This is a genomic window from Symbiobacterium terraclitae (assembly GCF_017874315.1).
Classification (GTDB): domain Bacteria; phylum Bacillota; class Sulfobacillia; order Symbiobacteriales; family Symbiobacteriaceae; genus Symbiobacterium; species Symbiobacterium terraclitae.
Map to the genome: position 1 here is coordinate 115,642 of NZ_JAGGLG010000001.1, position 20,772 is coordinate 136,413.

Annotated in this window: 23 protein-coding genes; 18 read left to right on the top strand and 5 right to left on the bottom strand. The window is 69.8% G+C overall.

What is annotated here, in order from left to right; translation table 11 throughout:
- Nucleotides 1–78 precede the first annotated feature (78 nt).
- The 6 genes from J2Z79_RS00565 (at nucleotide 79) to ligD (J2Z79_RS00590) (ending at nucleotide 4,862) form a co-directional block, all read left to right on the top strand.
- A complete protein-coding gene (locus J2Z79_RS00565; protein ID WP_209464896.1) occupies nucleotides 79–777 on the top strand; it encodes a DUF2953 domain-containing protein in 699 nt (232 codons plus the stop codon).
- A gap of 4 nt (nucleotides 778–781) precedes the next feature.
- On the top strand, nucleotides 782–1,189 hold the full coding sequence (gene ytfJ / locus J2Z79_RS00570) for a GerW family sporulation protein (RefSeq protein WP_245301784.1): 408 nt from the start codon (nucleotides 782–784) through the stop codon (nucleotides 1,187–1,189).
- Between the two features lie 115 nt (nucleotides 1,190–1,304).
- Nucleotides 1,305–2,387: a non-homologous end joining protein Ku gene (gene ku / locus J2Z79_RS00575; protein ID WP_245301786.1), complete on the top strand. Its 1,083-nt coding sequence runs from the start codon at nucleotides 1,305–1,307 to the stop codon at nucleotides 2,385–2,387.
- Between the two features lie 3 nt (nucleotides 2,388–2,390).
- A complete protein-coding gene (gene ligD / locus J2Z79_RS00580; RefSeq protein WP_209464898.1) occupies nucleotides 2,391–3,329 on the top strand; it encodes a non-homologous end-joining DNA ligase in 939 nt (312 codons plus the stop codon).
- Nucleotides 3,330–3,354: 25 nt separating this feature from the next.
- On the top strand, nucleotides 3,355–3,948 hold the full coding sequence (locus tag J2Z79_RS00585) for a hypothetical protein (RefSeq protein ID WP_209464899.1): 594 nt from the start codon (nucleotides 3,355–3,357) through the stop codon (nucleotides 3,946–3,948).
- Complete coding sequence (ligD, locus tag J2Z79_RS00590) at nucleotides 3,948–4,862, top strand: non-homologous end-joining DNA ligase (RefSeq protein WP_209464900.1); 915 nt, start codon at nucleotides 3,948–3,950, stop codon at nucleotides 4,860–4,862. The genes J2Z79_RS00585 and ligD (J2Z79_RS00590) overlap by 1 nt, the downstream gene beginning before the upstream one ends.
- A gap of 30 nt (nucleotides 4,863–4,892) precedes the next feature.
- Here ligD (J2Z79_RS00590) and J2Z79_RS00595 read toward each other — a convergent pair whose 3' ends face one another.
- Nucleotides 4,893–5,381, bottom strand: coding sequence for an SRPBCC family protein (locus J2Z79_RS00595; RefSeq protein WP_209464901.1), 489 nt, complete (start codon nucleotides 5,379–5,381; stop codon nucleotides 4,893–4,895).
- A gap of 343 nt (nucleotides 5,382–5,724) precedes the next feature.
- Between J2Z79_RS00595 and J2Z79_RS18195 the strand changes: the two genes are divergently transcribed.
- Nucleotides 5,725–6,870: a glycosyl hydrolase family 18 protein gene (locus J2Z79_RS18195; protein ID WP_209464902.1), complete on the top strand. Its 1,146-nt coding sequence runs from the start codon at nucleotides 5,725–5,727 to the stop codon at nucleotides 6,868–6,870.
- Nucleotides 6,871–7,047: 177 nt separating this feature from the next.
- Here the strand turns inward: J2Z79_RS18195 and J2Z79_RS00605 are convergent, their stop codons facing one another.
- Together J2Z79_RS00605 and J2Z79_RS00610 are read right to left on the bottom strand one after the other, a co-directional pair.
- Complete coding sequence (locus J2Z79_RS00605; RefSeq protein WP_209464903.1) at nucleotides 7,048–8,898, bottom strand: methyl-accepting chemotaxis protein; 1,851 nt, start codon at nucleotides 8,896–8,898, stop codon at nucleotides 7,048–7,050.
- Between the two features lie 169 nt (nucleotides 8,899–9,067).
- Nucleotides 9,068–10,120 carry a polysaccharide deacetylase family protein gene (locus J2Z79_RS00610; RefSeq protein WP_209464904.1) on the bottom strand — a complete coding sequence of 351 codons (1,053 nt, stop codon included), beginning with the start codon at nucleotides 10,118–10,120 and terminating at the stop codon, nucleotides 9,068–9,070.
- Between the two features lie 172 nt (nucleotides 10,121–10,292).
- On the opposite strand from J2Z79_RS00610, the gene J2Z79_RS00615 reads away from it, so the two are divergent.
- The 4 genes from J2Z79_RS00615 to J2Z79_RS00630 all read left to right on the top strand — a co-directional run bounded on the left by J2Z79_RS00615 (nucleotide 10,293) and on the right by J2Z79_RS00630 (nucleotide 12,351).
- A complete protein-coding gene (locus tag J2Z79_RS00615; protein ID WP_245301842.1) occupies nucleotides 10,293–10,583 on the top strand; it encodes a cyclic-di-AMP receptor in 291 nt (96 codons plus the stop codon).
- A 126-nt stretch (nucleotides 10,584–10,709) separates the two neighbouring features.
- Nucleotides 10,710–11,300 (top strand): nucleoside recognition domain-containing protein, encoded by a 591-nt coding sequence (locus tag J2Z79_RS00620; protein ID WP_209464906.1) that lies wholly within the window; start codon nucleotides 10,710–10,712, stop codon nucleotides 11,298–11,300.
- A 5-nt stretch (nucleotides 11,301–11,305) separates the two neighbouring features.
- Nucleotides 11,306–11,836: a spore maturation protein gene (locus J2Z79_RS00625; protein ID WP_209464907.1), complete on the top strand. Its 531-nt coding sequence runs from the start codon at nucleotides 11,306–11,308 to the stop codon at nucleotides 11,834–11,836.
- 53 nt (nucleotides 11,837–11,889) lie between these two features.
- Nucleotides 11,890–12,351: a RidA family protein gene (locus tag J2Z79_RS00630; RefSeq protein ID WP_209464908.1), complete on the top strand. Its 462-nt coding sequence runs from the start codon at nucleotides 11,890–11,892 to the stop codon at nucleotides 12,349–12,351.
- Nucleotides 12,352–12,401: 50 nt separating this feature from the next.
- Here J2Z79_RS00630 and J2Z79_RS00635 read toward each other — a convergent pair whose 3' ends face one another.
- Complete coding sequence (locus tag J2Z79_RS00635) at nucleotides 12,402–12,860, bottom strand: hypothetical protein (RefSeq protein WP_209464909.1); 459 nt, start codon at nucleotides 12,858–12,860, stop codon at nucleotides 12,402–12,404.
- A gap of 95 nt (nucleotides 12,861–12,955) precedes the next feature.
- Here J2Z79_RS00635 and J2Z79_RS00640 point away from each other — a divergent pair, with 95 nt between their 5' ends.
- From J2Z79_RS00640 to J2Z79_RS00650, 3 genes are all read left to right on the top strand, one after another.
- Complete coding sequence (locus J2Z79_RS00640) at nucleotides 12,956–14,017, top strand: pseudouridine synthase (protein ID WP_342589386.1); 1,062 nt, start codon at nucleotides 12,956–12,958, stop codon at nucleotides 14,015–14,017.
- 318 nt (nucleotides 14,018–14,335) lie between these two features.
- A complete protein-coding gene (locus tag J2Z79_RS00645; RefSeq protein ID WP_209464910.1) occupies nucleotides 14,336–15,430 on the top strand; it encodes an ABC transporter ATP-binding protein in 1,095 nt (364 codons plus the stop codon).
- Nucleotides 15,431–15,517: 87 nt separating this feature from the next.
- Nucleotides 15,518–15,865 carry a hypothetical protein gene (locus tag J2Z79_RS00650; RefSeq protein ID WP_209464911.1) on the top strand — a complete coding sequence of 116 codons (348 nt, stop codon included), beginning with the start codon at nucleotides 15,518–15,520 and terminating at the stop codon, nucleotides 15,863–15,865.
- Between the two features lie 6 nt (nucleotides 15,866–15,871).
- Here J2Z79_RS00650 and J2Z79_RS00655 read toward each other — a convergent pair whose 3' ends face one another.
- Nucleotides 15,872–16,252 carry a hypothetical protein gene (locus J2Z79_RS00655; protein WP_209464912.1) on the bottom strand — a complete coding sequence of 127 codons (381 nt, stop codon included), beginning with the start codon at nucleotides 16,250–16,252 and terminating at the stop codon, nucleotides 15,872–15,874.
- Between the two features lie 88 nt (nucleotides 16,253–16,340).
- On the opposite strand from J2Z79_RS00655, the gene J2Z79_RS00660 reads away from it, so the two are divergent.
- The 4 genes from J2Z79_RS00660 to J2Z79_RS00675 all read left to right on the top strand — a co-directional run bounded on the left by J2Z79_RS00660 (nucleotide 16,341) and on the right by J2Z79_RS00675 (nucleotide 20,727).
- On the top strand, nucleotides 16,341–17,081 hold the full coding sequence (locus tag J2Z79_RS00660; protein WP_209464913.1) for a hypothetical protein: 741 nt from the start codon (nucleotides 16,341–16,343) through the stop codon (nucleotides 17,079–17,081).
- Nucleotides 17,082–17,453: 372 nt separating this feature from the next.
- Nucleotides 17,454–19,001, top strand: coding sequence for a ribonuclease Y (rny, locus tag J2Z79_RS00665; protein WP_209464914.1), 1,548 nt, complete (start codon nucleotides 17,454–17,456; stop codon nucleotides 18,999–19,001).
- Between the two features lie 148 nt (nucleotides 19,002–19,149).
- Nucleotides 19,150–19,665, top strand: coding sequence for a hypothetical protein (locus J2Z79_RS00670; RefSeq protein WP_209464915.1), 516 nt, complete (start codon nucleotides 19,150–19,152; stop codon nucleotides 19,663–19,665).
- A gap of 240 nt (nucleotides 19,666–19,905) precedes the next feature.
- Entirely contained in the window at nucleotides 19,906–20,727 is an 822-nt protein-coding gene (locus J2Z79_RS00675) for a TIGR00282 family metallophosphoesterase (RefSeq protein WP_209464916.1), read from the top strand.
- Nucleotides 20,728–20,772: the final 45 nt, after the last annotated feature.

Sequence of the window (20,772 nt, forward strand, 5' to 3'; positions counted from 1 at the left end):
CCCCGGCTGCATGCCCGCTGCACCCTTTGGCAAGACTCTCCTCGTCAGGATGGGGATGACTGGCGGGGGTGGGTGAAGATGGGCTGGCTGATCGGTGCGGGGGCGGTGCTGCTCGCTCTGGCCGCGCTGGCCCTCCTGCCCGTCCGGGTTCACCTCACGCTCGCCCAGGCCAACCTGCAGGCGTCGCTGCGGGTGGACGTGCGCGCGGCCTTTCTGCGGCTGGTCCGGGAGATCGGCCTCTCCGAGAAGGCCGCAGACGCCCTGGAGCAGGTCTGGCACCGGTGGCGGGAGAGGGGGGAGCCGCTGCCCGGGGGAGTCCGGGAGAGCATCGCCCCCATGGACGGCGCCAGACTGGCGGCGATGTTGGGTCCGGGCCTCCGCTACCTGGCCCGCGCGACCCGCTGCCCCCGGTTCCGGCTGCGCCTGGAGGTGGGCGGAGCCGACGCCTGCGACTCCGCCCTGCTGGCCGGCCTGGGCTGGAGCGGCGCCTACATCCTCCTGGCGCAGCTGGGCCGGTGGCTGCGGCTGGAGCCCGGGGGCGTTGCCGTGGCCGTGGTGCCCAACTTCCAGCGGCAGCTCCTGCGCACCGACCTCGACTGCATACTGTCCGTTCGGCTCGGGCAGGCTACGCTAGCAGTTGCCATGATGCTGCGCGGCGTGATGCGCAGCCGGGAGGCGCGGGCCTGGCTGCGGGATACCCGCCGGCGGAAAGGGGACAGGAGCGGTGAGCGAACACCCGATTCAGGGCCTGATGAAGACGGCGATGGAAAGCCTTAGAGATATGGTCGACGTGAATACGGTAATCGGCGACCCGGTGGAGACGCCGGACGGCACGGTGATCGTCCCCGTCTCCCGGGTGGCCTTCGGCTTTGCGGCCGGCGGTTCGGAGTTCGCGCCGGCGGGTGCCCGTGAGCCCGGGCAGGATCATCCCTTCGGTGGCGGCAGCGGTGCCGGGGTCTCGGTCCACCCGGTGGGCTTCCTGGTGGTGGCGCGGGACCAGATCCGGATGCTCCCGGTGGACGGCGGCCAGCCGGTCAACCGCCTCATCGACATGGCGCCCCAGCTGCTCGACAAGCTGAAGTCCGCCCTGAGCGGGAGAGCGGCGGAGCCGTGCGGCCGCGACGACGGCAGGGACGACCGCCCGGCCGCGACAGACCCCACCGGGACCCCCGACACACCCGTCAACTGAATCGGGCACCACCCGGGCCGGGCGTATGTTCGCCCGGCCCGGGGCATATCACCCGGGGGAATAGCCTGCCAGCAGGCGGCTTACGCTAGGCAAGGGGGTGGATGCGCTGCGCAGCATGTGGAAGGGCGCCATCAGCTTCGGGCTGGTGACGATCCCCGTGAAGCTATACGCCGCGACGGAGTCCCGGGACATCCGCTTCAACCTGCTCCACGAGCCGTGCCGGACGCCCATTCAGTACCGCAAGTTCTGCCCGAACTGCGAGCGCGAGGTGGAGAGTGCCGAGATCGTCAAGGGGTACGAGTTCGAGCGCGGCCGGTACGTGACCCTGACCGAAGAGGACTTCGAGTCGATCCCGCTGGCCGCCAAAAAGAGCATCGAGATCGTGGGGTTCGTCCGCCTGGCTGAGATCGACCCGGTCTACTACGACAGGACCTATTACCTGGAGCCCGCGGAGGGGGGCGCCAAGGCCTACGCGCTGCTCCGGCACGCGATGGAGCTGACCGGCCGGGTCGCCATCGCCCGGGTGGTGATCCGCTCCCGGGAGTCGCTGGCCGCGCTCCGGGTCTTCCAGGGCGGCGTGATCGCGCTGGAGACCATGCACTTCCCGGACGAGGTGCGCAGCGTGGCCGGGCTCACAGGCATCGTGACGCCCGAACTGCGGCCGCAGGAGATCGAGATGGCCACCGGGCTCATCGAGTCGCTGGCCACCGCGTTCCAACCGGAGCAGTTTGCGAACCAGTACCGCGACGCGCTGATGGAGCTCATCCAGGCCAAGGTGGCGGGAACGCCGCCCGAGGTGGCGGCTCCGGCGCCCGATCAGGGCCGGGTCGTCGATCTGATGGAGGCGCTGAGGGCCTCGATCCAGGCTGCGGAAGGGCGGCGCGGCGCCGTGCCGGGGGCGCCGTCCCCCGCGGGCGCACCCGCCCGGTCCGAGCCCGGGGCAGCGCCGCCGCCCGGCGGCCCCGCAGGGGAGACCATCCCGGGGGTCCCCGGCCGCGTGGCTCCGGCCTCCACGGTCCCTGTGCCCGGGGCCTCCGGTCCCGCACGCCAGGGCCCTGCGGAGCCCGCTCCCGGCTCGGCCCGCTGGCACGCCAGCATCGCACCGCCACCGGGCGTGCCCTCCGCGCCCGCCGGCCCGTCCGGACAGCCCGTGCCGGCAGCGCCGCAGGCGGACGAGGCGATCCCCGGGGGACCGTAGCGGTTGCGGCTTCCCTTTCCCCCGATGCTCCTGGAGCGCGCCGAGGCCCCCTTCGCCGACCTGGGGTGGATCTACCAGGTGAAATGGGACGGGGTGCGCAACCTGACGCTGGTGGAGGGAGGCCGGGTCCGTCACTGGAGCCGCCGCCTGCGGGAGCGGACGGCCCTCTTCCCCGAGTTCGACGGCCTGGCCCGGGCGCTGGCCGGCCGCAGGGCGGTGCTGGACGGCGAGATCATCGTGCTCAGGGACGGCAGGCCCAGCTTCCCGGCCGTCCTGGAGCGGGACCTCGCCGCACGGTCCACGGCCCCGGCCCGGGGACTGCCCGCCACGCTCATGCTCTTCGACCTGCTGGAACTGGACGGCCGGGAGCTGTACGGGCTGCCCCTGACCGAGCGGCTGCAACTGCTGGAGCGGGTCGTGGCGCCGTCGGAGGCGTGGCAGGTGGTCGCCTCCTTCCCGGGCGACCAGGGTCCCGCACTGTTCGAGGCCGCGGTCGCCCGGGGCCTCGAGGGGGTGGTGGCCAAGCGGAGGGGCAGCCTCTACGTCCCGGGCACCCGGAGCCGGGACTGGCTGAAGGTCAAGCGCCGGTCCGAGATGCTCGCCGTGGTGGTCGGCTACACGAACCCCGTCGGACGCCCCGGCGGCCTCCTGCTGGGGGCGTACCGGGAGGGCAGGCTCCGGTACATCGGCCGGGTCGGCTCCGGCCTCACCGCCGGCGACCTGGCGGCGATCAGGGCGCACCTGCCGCCCGGCCCGTGCCCCTTCGACCGGCTGCCCGCCCTGCGGGACCGCTTCAGCGGCGACGTCGGACCGGTCACCTGGGTGGAGCCCCGCCTGACGGTGAGGGTGGCGTTCACCGAGTGGACGGAGGAGCAGCGGCTGCGGGACCCCGTAGTGGTGGGCTTCAGCACGGAGCCGCCGGAGGCCGCCGTGATGCCGTAAGAGACGCAGCGAGGAGGAACGCAGCATGAGCGAACAGGAGTGGCTGCACCAGCCGGGCGAGGGCCTCGACCCGACCGCCCAGGCGCCGGCGTTCGGGCTGGGGCCGGTCCTGGATGCCGACCGGGCCACCATCGTGGCCGTGTTCGCGGACGCTGAGGCCGCCCGGGCCTGCTTCCGGAACCTCCAGGCCCGGGAGGTGCAGGTCGCCCTCGAGGCGGCGGACGCCGCCTGGGAGGAAACGCCGGTCGAGGCGCACCTCCGCGAGCGGGCCATGGGGCGGGGGGTGGTCCTGGGGGCGACGGTGGGCGCGACCGTCGGCTTCCTGGCCGGAACCTACCTGGTCCCGCCAGGGGCCGCCACCGCGACCGGTACGATGGTCACCACGCTCGCGGGGGCGGGGCTGGGCAGCTTCGTCGGCAGCATGGTGGACAGGGATGTGAGGCCTGCGGGCAGGATGGGGGCCACCGGCGCAGAGGGATCCGCCTCCGGGGCTGCCCGGAGCGGCACGGGGCCGGGAGCGGGTGCCTGGCGGCTCTCCGCCACGGTCGACCGCGCCGAGGTGGACGAGGTGATGGACCTGATCGCGCCGTGGAAGCCCGGGGAGCTGCGGGTCGAGTAGTGGCCGGCGGCAGCAGGCAGCGGGTGTCGGTGGCCGGCCGGGAGCTGGTGGTCACCAACCTGGACAAGCCGTTCTGGCCCGAGGACGGGCTGACCAAGGGCGACCTGATCGCCTACTACGTGTCGGTGGCGCAGTACCTCCTGCCGTACCTGCGGGGGCGTCCCGTGGTGCTGACCCGCTACCCGCACGGCTACGGGGACAAGTGGTTCTACCAGAAGGACGCGCCGGAGGGACTGCCGGACTGGATCCCCACCTGGCCCGACCAGGCCGAGGACGGTCGGGTCATCCGGTACATGCGCATCGAGGAGCCCGCGGCGCTGGCGTACGTGGCCAACCTGGGGGCCATCGAGCTGCACCCGTGGCTCTCCTCCTGCAACGCGCCCGACCAGCCCGACTGGGCGGTCATCGACCTGGATCCGGCGGAGGGCGCCACCTTCCAGGACGTGCTGGTGGTCGCCCGGCTGGTGGGGCAGATCCTCGGGGAACTGGGCCTCACGGGCTACCCCAAGCTCTCCGGGGCGACGGGGATCCATATCTTCTGCCGGGCGGAGCCCGGGACCACCTACGCCGAGACGGCGACCTTCTGCGAACTGATCGGCCGCCTTCTGCTGCGGGCCTACCCGGAGAAGGTGACGCTGGAGCGCGCGGTGGCGAAAAGGGCCGGCAAGGTGTACGTCGACTACCTGCAGAACCGGCGGGGGCAGACGATCACCAGCGTCTACGGCGTGCGGCCCCTGCCCGGGGCGCCGGTGTCGGCGCCCGTCACCTGGGCGGAGGTGGCGGGCGAGCCGCCCCGGTTCACCATCCGGACCCTCCCGGACCGGCTGGCGGCGGTGGGCGACCTGTTCGCACCCATGGTGAACGCCCCGCAGGACCTGCGGGGCGCGATCGAACGGCTGAAGCGGATTGTGTGAGCGTGGCTTTGGGGCACACCCCGGGGTTCGTCACTCCGGGGTGTGCTCGTGCGCGTCGGGCCGGACCTGTTGCGCCGCGCACTGTCCGGACGCCTTCCGGCACCGCGCGGCGTACTCCTTCATCCCGTGCATGAAGAAATCCACCAGGGCGCGGGCGAGGGCGGGCTGGAGCCGCTGCGCGCCGCGGATGGCGAACTCGGCGGCGTACTCCACCCGGGTGCCACTCCCGAAGGGGCGGAACCAGAGCGCGACGTCGGCGTCGATGGCCCCGCCGTCGGTCTCGGCCGCAATCCGCAGGCGGTATCCGTCCGGCGTGCGGTCGGTGACCGCGATCGTGCCGCGGTAGGCGAGCGCGAACCCGCCGAGGCGGACCTGCATCTCCGCCTCCCACTTGTCCGGCCCGAGGGGGCGCAGGGCGCGGAGGCCGACGGTCGCGTTCATGAGGGCGTCGGGATCGGTGAACAGCCGGTACACCATGTCGGGCGGCGCGTCGAAGCCGAACGATCCGCTGATGCGCAACGGCGAGTCCCTCCTTCACAGAGCCCTGGTGTCGACAGGCGTGCACGTGGCCGCCGAAAGCCGCCCCGCGGAACCCCGGTATGCGGCAAGACCCGCATCCTGGAGTCCACCGGTTGCGGTCGCCCACGCTGCAGGCAGCATCGATGTGCGGCGTCCGAAAATCCCGGGAGCACAGGCATGTGGTCGACAGCCGCGCCCGGGAGTCCGGCTGAGCGGCAGAGCAGCGTGCCCAGCAGTCCGCGGATCGCCAGTCTCCCAGCAATCCACGGATGCCGCCGAAAAGTTTCCTCCCGTATAATCGAACACAAGTATAAATGGTGTTCGATTATCTGGAGGTGTACGCGTGCGCGCTTGGCCGAAGGCGGCGGTTGCGCTGTTCCTGTCCGTGGCGCTCATGCTGGCCGGCGCCGCGGTGGGTGCCGCGCCGGGGATCCCGGCCGGCGCCCTGCCTGCGCCTGCGCCGCTGCAGGCCCGGGACGCGTGGGTCCTCCCCGACCTGGCCGGGGACGGCTGGGTGGCGGTGAAGGAGGCGGGACCCCTCGTCGTCGGCTACTACGCCGAGGACTGGGAAGGCGACGGGCGCGCCCTGGAGGCGCTGCGCACGGCGGCCGGGCACGTCGACCGGGTCGTCAACTTCGCGCTGCAGCTGAACGCAGACGGCTCCATCACCACGCGGGCCTACCCCGCGCTGCAGGCAGAGGCCCGCGGGCTGGGACTGCCCGTCTACGGGCTGGTCCACAACATGAAGGACGGCAACTTCAGCGCGGAGGTCGCCCGCAGCGTGCTGGCCGATCCGGCGAAGCGCAGCAGGGCGGTCTCGGACATGGTGGCGGTCGCACAGGCCCACGGCCTGGACGGTATCGACATCGACATCGAAAACGTTCCGGGCGACCTGCGGCCGTACTACACCGCGCTGGTGACCGAGGCGGCGGCCGCCCTGAGGCCCCGCGGGATCGGCATCACGGTCTCCGTCCCGGCCAAGGTGTGGGACGACAGGATGTCCAACTGGGGCGGCGCGTTCGACTACGCGGCGCTGGGGGCTGTGGCTGACCAGGTCGCGGTCATGGCCTACGACGAGCACACCTACGGGCTGCCGGAGGGTCCCGTCGCGTCCCTGCCCTGGGTGGAGCGCGTGGTCGCCTACGCCACGCAGCAGATCCCGAAGGAGAAGATCCTGCTGGGCATCCCAGCCTACGGCTACGCCTGGGTCTCCGGCACCAACCGGGTGGTGAGGGGCCTGTCCACCGCGGGCGCGTACCAGCTGGCGGCCCGGCACGGCGCCGGGGTCCTCTGGGACGACGTGGCGCAGGTGCCCTACTTCACCTACACCGAGGGCGGCGTGGCGCACACCGTCTACTTCGAGAACGGGCAGTCCACGGCAGCCAAGCTGGGCGTGGTGACGAGGTACGGACTCGGCGGTATCGCCATCTGGCGGCTGGGCCTGAACGAGCAGGCGATCTGGGAGGCCGTCTCGGCCGCCTTCGAGTAGCGATGCGACACGGGGGCCTGCGGACAACGATGGGACACGGGCGCCTCCGGACAACTGTGCGACACGGACGCCCTGGAACCGCGGCAGGACGCGGGCAGAAAGGAAACAGCTGCGGCGACAGGCGCCGCAGCTGTTTGTCTAACAACCCCGGCGCAGCGGAGGCTGGCGTCAGCCGGGCTAGAGCTTCAGCGCTGCGACGGAGGCCTGCAGCTCCGCCGCCATCCCCTTCAGCCCGTCCGCGGCGGAGGCGACCTCCCCGACCGCGGCCGTAAGCTGCCCAACGAAGCTGGAGACATCCTGGGCGGCCCGTTCGTTGGCGCGGGCCGTCTCGTCCACCTGCTCCATCGCGCTCGACACCTGGGCGGTGGAGGCGTCCATCTCCTCGGTTGCGGCCGTGTACTCCTCGGCGAGCGCCGCCACGGTCTGGAACGACTCGACCAGCCGGTCGATGTCGGACTGCATGGCCCGCACGCTCCTGGCGATCTCCACGACGTCCTCGGCCGCGGACCGCACGCCGGCGAGGATCTCGTCGAGGGCGTCCCCCGCGGCGGTGGCCTTGGCGCTGCCTTCCTCCACCTGCTGGATGCCCGTCTCCATCGCCGCCACGGCGTCGGCGGTTCCCGACTGGATGCTGGCGATCCGCTCGGCGATCTCGCGCGTGGCGCTTGCGGAGCGCTCGGCGAGGCGGCGGATCTCCTCCGCCACGACGGCGAAGCCGCGTCCCTGTTCGCCGGCCCGGGCCGCCTCGATCGCAGCGTTGAGCGCCAGGAGGTTCGTCTGGTCCGCGATGGCGCTGATGACCTCGGTGATCTCGCCGATCTGCGCCGAGAGCGCCTCGAGGTTGCGCATGCGGGCGGCCGAGTCCGCCACCGCCGCCTGAATCCGGTGCATGGCGGCCAGCGACTCGTGCACGACCTGGGCGCCCTCCCGGGCCACCTGTTCGGTCCGCGCCGTCTGGGCCGAGACCTCGTCGGTCCTGGCGGCGACCGCGGCGGCTGCCCGGGCCGAGTTGGTCAGCAGCTCGGTGGCGCGCGCCATCTCCCCGGCGGTCGTCTGCGCACCCTGGGCGATCTGGTGGCTGGTCTGCTGGAACCCCTCCATGATCTGGCGCACGTCGCCCGCGGCCGCGGTGAGCGCCGCGGCGCCTGCGGAGATCTGCGCCGCCATGCCGGCCGCATCCTGCGCCCCGCTGGCCGACTGCGCCGACGTGGCGGCGAGCCGCTGCGCCGACTCCATGAGCGAGCCCGCCACATGCTGGATGCTGCCGATCAGCTCGCGGAACCGCTCCACCATCCGCTGCATCGCCCGGGCCATGTCGCCCAGCTCGTCGTTGCCGGCGCGGATCTGGCCCTGGCTGAGGTCGCCCCGGGCGATCCGCTCGGCCACAGCGGCCACGTCACGCACCGTGCGGGCGACTGCTCCGGAGACGCGGAGCGAGGCGAAGATGCCCAGCAGCGCAGCCGCTGCGCTGACGCCGACGACGATGTACACCGACTGGTCCGCCCGCTCATGGGCCAGCCGGGTCTGATTGCCCACCATGAGGTCGGTATGGGCCTTCAGGGCGTTCACTGCGGACTCGACGTCCGCGCGCAGGGGGCGGAGCTGCTCCGACAGGATCCAGCTGGCCTCGGCCTGGCCGTAGTGCGCCCGCTTCAGCAGGTTGCGGGAGACCGCCTCATAGGCCTGCACCCGCCCGCGCAGTTCCTCTACCAGGTCGGCGGTTTCACCGGTGGCGAGGCCGGAGAGCTCGCTGAGCGCCGCGGCCACCTCCGCCGAGGCCGTCTCGAACTCGTCGGCGTACGCTGACTCGCCGGTCAGGAGGTAGCTGGCGAGGGCGCGCCCCTCGTCCTGCACGCCCGCCTCGATGTCGCGGGCCCTCATCGCGGCGGCGTCGACCCGGTGGACCACGTCGCCGTAGAGGGCTGTGGTCTCGTTCAGACTGGTGACGCCGGCCCAGGCCACCACGCCCAGCAGTACGACAACCGAGCCGAATCCTGCCATGAGTTTCTGACGTACGGTGAATCGCATAGGCTGCCTCCAGTGATGAGGAATACTGCAAACACTTATCTTATTCGCTCTGAACACTCGCTACCCTGCGTCGAGCTGCCACGAAATGCAGATGTGTTAATTGTACAAGAAAAGACGTTCTTCCCCCAATAAGGCATTGGGCCCATTCCACTACCCCAGGTGGTACCGCTCACTCCCCGTCGACCTGACCGTCGCTCTGGCCCGGCAGCAGGGGCTCGGGGGAGAGCATCTCGCTCAGCGTGACCACCTGATAGCCCCGGCTCCGCAGGAGGTCGATCGCCTGCTCCAGCACCTGCACGGTGTTCTCCTTGGGGTGCATCAGGATCAGGTCGCCAGACTTGGCCTTCTGGAACGTGGCGAGGATGCGCTCCGGCGTGGCGTACTGCACGTTCCAGTCCACCGTATCCAGGCTGTAGAGCACCGTCTGCAGGTTGAGCTCGGCGGCGGTCTGCAGGATCCGCTGGTCGACCTCGCTCTTGTGCGGTGCGTAGTACTTCACCTTCTGCCCGGTGAGCTCCTCGATGATGGCCACGGAGGTCTGAATGTCCTCCTTCAGCCGCCCGGCCGCAGCCAGGGCCTTCGGACCGTGGGTCAGGTCGTGGCCGTGGGTGGCCACCTCATGCCCCTCGGCGACGATGAGCCGGGTCAGGTTGGGGTGGTCCGCGGCCCACCGGCCCGAGAGGAAGAAGGTCGCGCGGGCGTTCTTCCGCTTCAGGATCGGCAGCATGCGGCGGAGCTCGTCGGTGCCCCAGTCCACGTTGATCAGCAGCACCACGGCCTGCTTCTCGCTGTTGCCCTGGCGGATCGCGCTGAGCGGCAGGTCGGCGAGGCGGGTCGCGGCCGGCTGCACCCGCACGGCCGGCTCCACCGCCGTGTTGGGCGGGGCGGCGGCCAGGCGCAGCCAGGTGCGGTCCACGTCCAGCTCGTAGCCGTTCAGTTCGGGCACCGCATACGGCGTGCCGTCCGCATCCGTGAAGCGGCTGGCGCTCACAGGCAGCACCCGGTAGGCAGAGGCCAGCTCCTCCAGCCGGGCCCGGGCCTCCCGCTCCGTCAGCCCCGAGAAGTCGAAGCCCAGCAGGGTGACGCCAGGCTCCACGCGCACCGCACGGTCCGCTGCGCCCCAGGGAATGGCCACGGCGGCCAGGAGGACGGCCGCCACCGCCGCCGCCCACCAGCGGTTGATGCGCACCACGTGGAAACGGGCGCGGGTCGTCCCAAGCATCGCCATCACCCCTTGTCTCATTCGCGACCACCGTATGTCCCGCGTGTACGCCCTATGCGGCTGATGTTACAATGGGGGGCAGACGGGCAGCACGGGTGGAGGGAATCGGGGAGGACCCGCCGAAAGGCAATGATGCCCAGACCAGCTTCGCGGGAGGGATCGGGACGTGAAGATGATCGTCGCCGTGGTGCGCGATGAGTACGCCGCAGCCGTGACCGACGCGCTTACCCGCAAGGGGTTCGGCGCCACGAAGCTCGCCTCCACCGGCGGTTTCATGAAGCGCGGCAACACGACGTTCCTCGTCGGTGTCGGCTCCGCGCAGCTGGACGATGCGCTGGCGACCATCCGCGGCGCCTGCCCTGCGGTGCAGCCGGCCCAGGGCGAGGCGAAGGCGCCCCGCGCGGCGGAGGAGCACGGGGCCACCGTCTTCGTCCTCGACGTCGAGCGCATGCTCAAGGCGTAGGCGGCCGCGCGTGCGCGGGGCGCCCTCCTCGGGGGGGCGCCCCGCTGTCGCGTGCCCTTGTCCGCGGACAAGGGCTGAATTTGTCCCACACGGCATATCCATCTCCCGCGAGGGGGTGGCGGGAGCGTGTTGAACCTCGTCTGGCTGGGCCTCATCCTGAGCGGCGTCGCGGTGGCCGCCGCCACGGGCCGGGCGGCGGAGGTGACCGACGCGGCGTTTGCCGGAGGCAAGCTGGCCATCGAGACCGTCATGGGCCTGGCCGGGCTGATGGCGCTCTGGATGGGCATCATGAAGATCGCCGAGCGCAGCGGCCTGATGGAGGGGCTGGCGGCGCTGCTGCGCCCCGTCGTCAGCTGGCTGTTCCCCAGCGTGCCGAAGGGCCACCCGGCTGTCGGGGCGATGCTCATGAACATCTCGGCCAACATGCTGGGGTTGGGGTCGGCGGCGACACCCTTCGGGCTGAAGGCCATGCAGGAGCTCCAGGAGCTGAACGCCGACAAGGAGACGGCGTCTGAGGCGATGTGCACCTTCCTGGCGCTCAACACCGCCTCGGTGACCCTCGTTCCCGGGACGATCATCGCCCTCAGGGCCACCTACGGCTCGGTGAACCCGGCCGAGATCGTCGTGGCCACGCTGGTCGCCTCGCTGGTGTCGGGGGTCTTCTCCGTCTCGCTGGACGCGCTGGTCCGAAGCTTTCTCCGCGCACGGGGGAGGTAGGGCCGATGTCGGTGCTGAATGCGCTCTCGCTCTGGGCGGTGCCGGGGATGCTCGCCCTCATCCCGCTGTGGGGCGCCATCCGGCGGGTGCCCGTCTATGACGCCTTCATCGAGGGTGCGGAGGAGGGGCTGCAGATCGCCGTGAAGATCATCCCCTTCCTGATCGGGATGCTGATGGCGCTCTCGATCTTCCGGGCCTCGGGTGCGATGGAACTGCTGGCCGAGGCGCTGAGCGGCGTCACGGGGCGGATGGGCTTCCCCCCCGAGGTGCTGCCGCTGATGATCGTCCGGCCGCTCTCCGGCGCCGGGTCGCTGGCGGTGACGGCCGACCTGCTGAAGACGCACGGGCCCGACTCGTTCATCGGGCGGCTGGCTTCCATCATGCAGGGCTCCACCGACACGACGTTCTATGTACTGACGGTCTACTTCGGCTCGGTGGGCGTCCGCCGGGTGCGCTACAGCGCCGCAGTGGGTCTGGCTGCGGACCTGGTCGGCTTTCTGGCGGCGCTCTACGTGTGCAACTGGTTTTTTGGCTAGCCTTGTGGTAATAGTAGAGACGATCCATCTAGCGGAGGAGGCAGTTACCATCCATGAGCGTTGAAGCCAAGCTGCAAGAACTCGGCATCACTGTTCCCGAAGCCCCCAAGCCCGTCGCCGCCTACGTACCCTTCGTCCGCAGCGGTGACCTCGTCTTCACGAGCGGCCAGATCGCGGTGGAGGCCGGTCAGCTGAAGTACAAGGGCAAGGTGGGCAAGGACCTGACCCCCGAGGAGGGGTACCAGGCGGCCCGCCTGTGCGCGATCAACACGCTGGCGGTGCTGAAGGCGGCCGTGGGCTCGCTGGATCGGATCGCCCAGATCGTCAAGGTGGTCGTGTTCGTCAACAGCGCCGAAGGGTTCACGGGGCAGCCCGCCGTCGCCAACGGCGCCTCCGAGCTCTACCAGCAGGTGTTCGGCGAGAAGGGCCTGCACGCGCGGTCGGCCGTGGGCGCCTCCGAGCTGCCCATGGGCACCGCGGTCGAGGTCGAGGTCATCGCCCGCATCGCCGAGTAAGCGTGCGGAGAGGCTAAGGGCAGGCTGCCGGGGCGCAGCCTGTTCTTTGCTCAGTCGGCCACGAGCGCCGTGACGTCGACCAGGTACCGGCCGGGGGAGAGGACCTGGAGGTCGATGCCGTCGTCGGCGAAGGTGAACTCCATGACCCGCCCGCCCTCCTGCAGGAGGCGGGCCCGCGTGAGCTGCCGCAGGTCCTCGGCCCTGAGGAAGCGGTTGGTCCGGATCCCCCAGAGGACCGGGCTCCCCTCGGGCCGTGCGACGGGTGCGAGCAGGGCTTGGCGCGCGCCGTTCGGCCCCAGGTCGGCCGCCTCGAGGTCGACCTGGCAGATGTGCGTGCGGCCGGTGGCGGCCAGGCGGCCCCCCGGACCGATCGTCAGCCGCAGGTGGTACTCGTCCCTCCCCAGGGAGCGGCGGGCGCTGCCGCCGGCGGTGGCGATCCAGGTCTCAAAGAACGTGCCGAGCCGCAGTTGCACCGGCCGGTGCGCGATCAGTTCCAGGCCCAGTTTCACCGGGTGCTTCACCCCCAAGCAGCGGGGCGGGGGCCGCCCGCCTGGCGCAGTACCCCATCCTATGAACCGCAGGACATGATGGTGAGGTGTAACAGATGGCAGACAAGCCCCGAAAGCCCGGGCGGCCACAGGGTGAAGGGCCCGGAGGTGCGCGCCGGGGACGGCCGGCCGCCGGGAGGGGGCAGGGTGCGCCCCGGTTCTCCACTGGCGGCGGCGGCTTTGCCTCGGTGGACGAGCAGCTGCGCATGAGCCTCGAGCGGGGCGCGCTGCGCAGGCGCCGCGCGCGCCGTCACGCAGGCGCCGGAGTTGGCGTGCCCAAGGCCGCGAAGCCGGAGAAGCGGGCCCGGCAGCCGCAGCGCCTGTCGCCGGCCGAGATGGAGGTGGCCGAGCGCCTGCAGAAGGTGATGGCCCGCGCGGGCGTGGCCTCCCGCCGGCACAGCGAGGAGCTGATCCAGGCCGGGCGGGTGACCGTCAACGGCCGGGTGGTGACCGAGCTGGGCACCAAGGTGGTCGCGGGCCGCGACATCATCGAGGTGGACGGCCGACCGCTGGGTCAGCCGGAGGAAAAGGTCTACGTGATGCTCAACAAGCCCAAGGGCTACGTGACGACGCTGTTCGACCCGCAGGGCAGACCGAAGGTGACCGACCTGCTGGAGGGTCAGGTGGCGGAGCGGGTCTATCCCGTCGGGCGCCTCGACTACGACACGGAGGGGCTCCTGCTGCTGACCAACGACGGCGACCTGGCCAACGGCCTGATGCACCCGGCGCGCAAGGTGAAGAAGACGTACATCGCCAAGGTGCGGGGCGTCCCGGGACCCGCCAAGCTGAAGAAGCTGCAGGAGGGCATCGAACTGGAGGACGGGCCGACGGCCCCGGCTGAGGTGAAGGTCCTGGAGGTGCGGGCCCCGAACAGCGCCACGATCTCCCTGCGCATTCACGAGGGGCGCAACCGGCAGGTACGCCGCATGTTCGCGGCCATCGGCCACGAGGTGATCCACCTGAAGCGCACGACGCTGGGGCCGCTCAACTTGGGCGACCTGCCGGTGGGCCAGTGGCGCCCGCTGACCAGCGAGGAGGTGGCCGCGCTCTACAAGGCCGCGGGCCTGCGGCTTGGCGGCAAGCCGCGGGCGCAGCGCGCGGCCCGCAGGCGGTCCTGACCGGGACCGCCTGTTTCAACATTGCTTGTCAACTGATGGAGGAATTGCGCACCGCGCCCCGAAGTGTCCTATGGTGAGACTCTTCACCGCGGCTCCGGCCGGCTCGTCCCCGCGCCGCGCCCCACAGGGGCGGCGCGCCGAGACGGGTCTCTACTGCTTAAGGTTTTGCGGCTTTCACTATGCTTCCGTTCACGGTATATTAGGTTCAATGTTCCCCGCTAAATCTAGCTACAGCGCCTTCGGGCGTTGCTAGTGAGACGGGACCGCCCCGTCTCCAATACGCCAGGGCTCAAGGGGCCAAAGGAGTGAAGTTCCGGCATGGCCAAGGTCAGTCTCCGCCACGTGTACAAGAGCTTCGGTGACGTCAGGGTTGTGAAGGATTTCAATCTCGAGATCGAGGACCGCGAGTTCATCGTCTTCGTCGGGCCGTCCGGCTGCGGCAAGTCCACGACCCTCCGCATGATCGCCGGGCTCGAGGAGATCACCGAGGGCGAGATCTACATCGGTGACCGCCTGGTGAACCACGTGGCCCCCAAGGATCGCGACATCGCAATGGTCTTCCAGAACTACGCGCTTTACCCGCACATGAACGTGTACGAGAACATGGCCTTCGGCCTGAAGCTGCGGAAGTTCTCCAAGGCCGAGATCGACAAGCGGGTCAAGGAGGCGGCGAACATCCTCGGCCTGTCCAACCTCCTCGGTCGCAAGCCGAAGGAGCTCTCCGGCGGTCAGCGCCAGCGCGTGGCCCTCGGCCGCGCGATCGTGCGCAACCCCGCCGTCTTCCTGATGGACGAGCCGCTCTCCAACCTCGACGCCAAGCTGCGCGCCTCGATGCGCACCGAGCTCTCCAAGCTGCAGGAGCGGCTGCAGACCACGACGATCTACGTCACCCACGACCAGGTCGAGGCGATGACGATGGGCGACCGCATCGTCGTCATGAAGGACGGCGTCATCCAGCAGGTCGCGCCGCCCCAGGAGCTCTACGACCATCCCGCGAACCTGTTCGTGGCCGGCTTCATCGGCTCCCCGACCATGAACTTCCTGCGCGGCCGCCTCTCCGCCGACGCCAAGGTCTTCGACGGCGGCACGTTCACGCTCCCCCTGCCCGAGAAGCTGGCGGCGGCCGCCCGCAACTACGGCGGCAAGGAGATGGTGCTCGGCATCCGGCCCGAGAACATCCACGCCAACCCCGAGTTCGTCGCGGCCCACAACGGCACGCGCATCCCGGCCCGCATCGAGGTCGTCGAGCCGCTGGGCTCCGAGATCTACCTCTACCTCAGCTCGGGCGAGAACCAGATCACCGCCCGGGTCGAGCCGCACCTGCGCTTCCACTCCGGCGAGAATATCAACCTCGCGGTCGACTCCGACAAGGTCCACCTCTTCGACGCGGAGACCGAGATGGCGGTTCGCTAAGTACGTTCGCGCGATCCGAGGGGGCGAACGCCCCCTCGGTTTCGCGCCACTTCCCCGAGCTTTCGGGTCAGATGAGGAGGTTCCGGCTTGGCGTACACCCTGCAGACTTTCCTCCACCAGAAGGTCTTTGGCAATCACCTGGGGCAGTGCCGGCCGCTGGAGTACCGGCGGGCCGACTGGCTCCAGATGACCCGCGGCCGCGAGCGCACGGTGCGGCTGATCGTGCGGGCGATGCTGGGCGTGCCCAGCGCCCACATGGGGGAGCAGGGGCACGCCATGTGGTGCTTCCAGCTGCCCAAGGGCTCGCTCATCACCGTCTACCTGCACAGGGGCACGGTGGCCGAGATCAGCGCGCGCGAGGCCGACCCGGACGAACTGCAGGAGGCCATCGATTTCCTGCTGGAAGAGGTGGCCACTCGCCTCAGGCAGGTCTGAGCCCGTTCAGGCGTCGCCGCCCCGGGCGCGGATGATCTGCAGCGCCTCGTCCAGCCGTTCCGCCGACACCACGGCGGTCAGCAGGAAGGGCGCCTCCCGCTGCGCCTCCCCGGCCATGCCCGATACCTCCGGCATGGCGGCCAGCAGCGGGCGCCGGTCCTCCGACAGGCTGCCCTCGCCGTCGAAGAGGACCGCGGCGGCGTTGCTGCCCGCACCGCCCAGCGCCGGGCGGCGGCTGTCGATGTCCGTCGGATCGGGCTGCTCGCTGACGCGGTCGATCTGCACCGTGTTGAATCCTGCGGACTGCAGTTCCTGCTTCGCCGCCTGCGCCGCCCGCTCATCGACGAAGCCGGCGAGGATGGAACGCTCGCCTGGATTCAGCTTCATGTGTTCAGGCCTCCCTCATTCCGGACTCTGGGCTAGGGTAGCCCTCCGGCAGGGGCCTCATGCGAAGAACTGCCATGGGGGGATCACCGTGCACTGGTGGGAGGAGACCGCGGCGCGAATCCACCGCACCGCCACCGCCGCCAACGGGGCGCAGAACCTGTGGCAGCGGCTCTGCCAGGCCGGGCTCGACCCGGACCTCTCGTACCTGCCTGCCTACGACCTGGCCGCGCTTCAGGCGCTCTGCGCCGACCTGGTGAAGCTGGTGGACGGGCTCCTGGAGGCTGCGGACGGCGACCGCGCCGCCTGGCGCCGCCACGCCCTGGTGCTCCTGCGCTGGTCCCGGCGCGCGGAGGGGTGGGCGCAGGCCACGGCGCCCGCCATGAACCGCCTGCTGGACAGCCTCGACCTCGAGCCCTCGGAGCTGGCCGAGCGTGAGGAGGCGGCGGAGGCGCTGCAGGCGGGGCACGATCCGCTGCCCGCGGAGCAGGCCAAGCTCGATGGCCGGTACCGCCACTGGCACCTGCTGTACGAGCGGCTGGACCTCAAGCTGTCATCGATGGGCATCGAGGAGCAGACGGGCCGGGCGCTCGCGCGCACCCTGGCCCGCCTGTACGAGGAGTGCCTCGTCACGTTCCGCCTGCTGGCTGGCCTCGGACGGGAGGCATCGCCCCGGTACGGCGCCACGGTCCGCCTGCTTCTTCAGATCAACACCAGCTGGCATTTCGACCTGGGGCCTTACGTCTTGGGGCCCGGACAGGCCCGCCCGGACGGCGTGAGCGCCATCGGGCTGCCATCTTGGCTGCTCTTGGCCTTGCGGGAGGCGGACTAGCTCACCCCTGAATGCGTAATTCTCTTAACCTTGACAGAAAGTGAGGACGGCCTTATCATAGAAGGGAGGTCCAACCTCCTTGTGCCAGCCATTGGTTGTGAAATTGGATGGGTGTTACCACCCCAGGCCAGAAAGGTCGTCACGGGCTTCCACCCGTGTTTTGCTCATAAGAAATGTCTCCTAAGGCATGCTCTGCTCCTTAGGGTTTGTCATTACAAGCAAAAACCGACCTGGTCGACAACCCGCGCGCCGACCAAGTCCGTCGGCGTGTGCAAGTATATGGCGAGCACGGAGTACGGACCTGCAGATGGTCCGTTTTTCAATGTCCAGGTGACTGCGACCCTTTGACACCGAAGGCGATAGGAGGTGAACGTGATTACCGAAGTTATCATCGCGATCGTCGCGCTGCTCATCGGTGGTGCCGCCGGCGTGTACGGCGGGTACCAGTGGTACCAGCGCGAGGCCCGGTTGAAGCTGAACTCCGCCGAGGCCAGGGCCCGCCACATCCTGGACGAGGCCCTGCGCGAGGCGGAAGCTAAGAAGAAGGAAGCGATCCTCGAAGCCAAGGAAGAGGTGCACCGGCTCCGCACCGACGCCGAGCGGGAGATCAAGGAGCGGCGTGCCGAGATCCAGCGCCTGGAGCGGCGGGTCCTGCAGAAGGAAGAGGCCCTCGACCGCAAGGTGGAGCAGCTGGAGCGGAAGGAAGAGACCCTGAACCGCAAGGAGCGGGAGCTCGACCGGAAGAACCAGCTGGCCCAGGAGCTCGTCGAGAAGCAGATGGCCGAGCTGGAGCGCGTCTCCCAGCTCACGATGGAGGAGGCCCGCCGCCTGTTCCTGCAGCAGGTGGAGCAGGAGGCCCGGGCCGACGCCGCCCGCCTGATGCGGGAGATCGACCAGGAGGCGCGGGAGAACGCCGAGAAGCGGGCCCGCGAGCTTGTGGGCATCGCCGTCCAGCGCGTGGCCGCCGACCACTCCTCCGAGCTGACCGTCTCGGTGGTCAACCTGCCGAACGACGAGATGAAGGGGCGGATCATCGGCCGCGAGGGGCGGAACATCCGCACGCTCGAGACCCTGACCGGCGTCGATCTGATCATCGACGACACGCCCGAGGCCGTTGTGCTCTCCGGCTTCGACCCGGTGCGGCGCGAGGTGGCGCGCATCGCCCTGCAGAAGCTGATCCAGGACGGGCGCATCCACCCGGCCCGCATCGAGGAGATGGTGGAGAAGGCGCAGAAGGAGGTCGAGGCGCGCATCCGCGAGGAGGGCGACGCCGCCTGCTTCGAGCTGGGCATCCACAACCTGCACCCCGAGCTGGTGAAGCTGCTGGGACGGCTCAAGTTCCGCACCTCGTACGGCCAGAACGTGCTCAAGCACTCCGTCGAGGTGGCCCACCTGGCGGGCGTCATGGCGGCCGAGCTGGGCGTCAACGTCGAGGTGGCCAAGCGGGCCGGCCTGCTGCACGACATCGGCAAGGCGGTCGACCACGAGCTCGAGGGTTCGCACGTGGCCATCGGCGTCAGCCTGCTGCGCCGCTACAAGGAGCATCCTGACGTCATCCACGCGATGGAGTGCCACCACGGCGACGTGGAGCCCCGCTCCGTCGAGGCGCACCTGGTCACCGCGGCAGACGCGATCTCCGCGGCCCGTCCCGGCGCCCGGCGTGAGACGCTCGAGACCTACATCAAGCGGCTGGAGAAGCTCGAGGCCCTGGCCGACAGCTTCGACGGCGTGGAGAAGTCCTACGCCATCCAGGCCGGCCGCGAGATCCGGGTCATGGTGAAGCCGGAGAAGATCGACGACTACGCGGCCATGAAGCTCACCAAGGAGATCGCCAGGAAGATCGAGGACGAGCTGGAGTACCCCGGGCAGATCAGGGTTGTCGTCGTGCGGGAGACCCGCGCGGTGGAGTACGCCCGCTGAACGGGCCGGCGAACTTTTCGTCTCTTCGTAACGTCTCATAAGCAGAGCGACTGGGGCGCCGACGCTGGCCTGAGCGGTCGGGCGCCCCTTCCGCTGGCGGTGCTGTCCAAGATTCGCGATGCTGGCCGCACGAAGGAGGCATGACGGGTTGAACATGCGCAGGGGCGGTGAGCCTACGGCTCGCACTATCCAACTGCTTGTCAGCTATGCCATTCGCTACCCCGAGATCGCCACCGTGCGGTACGACCCGGTGCAGCAGGCCCTGCGGCTCTCCTTCCTCGTGAAAGGGTACATGGAGGACGACGAGTTCGCCGCGGCCGCGGCCCGCATCCGGGAGACGCTGGAGGTCTACCACCTGATGAACCAGCGGCAGGCCGAGGTGGTGGAGGTCACCCGCTCCGCGTTCGGCGAGCTGAGCGCGGTTGCCATCGAGCGGGACGTGCAGAGCCTCACGCCCGAAGAGTTGTTCACCATCGTGGAGACGGTGCGCAGCCTGTTCCCCAGCCGGGTGGTGGCCGAGCCCCTGGAGTACTTCGGCGAGGAGGAACTGATGGCGCAGGACGACCTCATCGAGGAGGTCATGGCCTCGGTCAGCGGCCGGCGCCAGCAGCCGAACCTCATCGCGATCCGCGAGAACGGCAGGCTGATGATATTCCAGAAGTGACCGCAGGTCAGCGACGGGAGGCCGTGAGCCCCGCAGACGGGGCTCACGGCCTCCGGCGCGCCCGGGCAACTTTTCGCGCTCCGTTTGCGAACTTTTGTGCCCTTCTGTACGTATTGATAGGTGAGCGCACGAAAGGGTTCGAGTTCTGCCCAGGTCCAGGACGTCGGGTTATAATAGTGCATACCGCAATTTACATCAGACCGGCTGACCGGGCGGAATGAGGACTGGAGGCGCTGCGCCTTGCGAATTCTGTTCTTTGGCGACGTGTACGGGCGAACCGGACGGGAGGTGTTGGCGCGGCGCTTGGGCCCGCTTGTGAAGGAGACGGGTGCCCACGCGGTGATCGTCAACGGCGAGAACGCCGCCGGCGGCAAGGGCATCACCGCCCAGATGTGCAGGGAGATCTTCGCCCTGGGTGTTGATGTGATCACGCTGGGCAACCACGCCTGGGATAAGCGGGAGATCGCCACATATATTGATGAGGAGCCAAGGGTCATCCGCCCGCTCAACTACCCCCCCGGGACCCCGGGCGGCGGCTCGTGCGTCGTCCGGAAGGACGGTCGTCCAGGCCTGGCGGTGGTACAGGTTCAGGGGCGGGTGTTCTCTCCGCAGCTGCTTGAGGATCCTTTTCGGGCCGTCGAGGAGGAGGTGGAGCGGCTCAGGCAGAGCACGTCGATCATCATTGTCGACTGTCATGCCGACGCCACGTCCGAGAAGCAGGCATTGGGGTGGTTCCTGGACGGCCAGGTGAGCGCGGTCGTCGGTACGCACACGCACGTTCAGACCGCGGACGAGGTGATCCTGCCCGGTGGCACGGCCTACATCACGGATGTGGGCATGTGCGGGCCGTGGGTGTCGGTGATCGGCGCCGAGCGCGAGCTGGCGGTGGAGCGTTTCATGACGCAGCTGCCCGTTCGGCTCGAGGCGGCGACGGGGCCGGCGATCCTCTCGGCGGTGCTGATCGAGGTGGATGACGAGACCGGTCGGGCCACGGGCATCCAGCGCATACTTGAGCGAGAAGTGGCGACAGAACCACTTGCTAGTCTCTTTGGAAGATGGTAGGATATTAGCAACTCATCAACCACCAAATACCAGTGGAGGGGACAT